This window comes from Geodermatophilus sp. SYSU D00700, assembly GCF_054050255.1.
Window position 1 is genome coordinate 1 of the sequence record NZ_JBJGZA010000077.1, and the last position, 503, is coordinate 503.

1 protein-coding gene is annotated in these 503 nt (G+C 69.0%); it reads right to left on the reverse strand.

Annotated elements, in window-relative coordinates:
• The coding region (locus tag ACI79V_RS24340; RefSeq protein ID WP_456893507.1) for an ABC transporter ATP-binding protein at positions 1 to 503 on the reverse strand (503 nt) is incomplete at both ends.

Here is a 503-nt window from a genome sequence, read left to right on the forward strand (position 1 = left end):
TCGAGGTTGGACAGCGGCTCGTCCATCAGGAACGCCTGCGGCTGGCGCACGATCGCCCGGCCCATCGCCACCCGCTGCCGCTGCCCCCCCGAGAGCGCCTTGGGCTTGCGGTCCAGATACGGGGTCAGGTCGAGCACCTTGGCCGCCTCGGTGACCCGCTCGCGGATCTGGTCCTTCTTCATCCCGGCGATCTTGAGCGCGAAGCCCATGTTGTCGGCCACCGTCATGTGCGGATACAGCGCGTAGTTCTGGAACACCATCGCGATGTCGCGTTCCTTGGGCGGCAGATGGGTGACGTCCCGGTCGCCGATCCGGATCGCCCCCTCGGTCACCTCCTCCAGCCCGGCCAGCATCCGCAGCGCGGTGGACTTGCCACTGCCCGAGGGGCCGACCAGGACCAGGAACTCCCCGTCGGCGACGTCCAGGTCCAGCCCGCTCACCGACGGTGCGGTGGCACCGGGATAGGTCAGCGTCGCGTGGTCGTAGGTGATGGCGGCCATGAG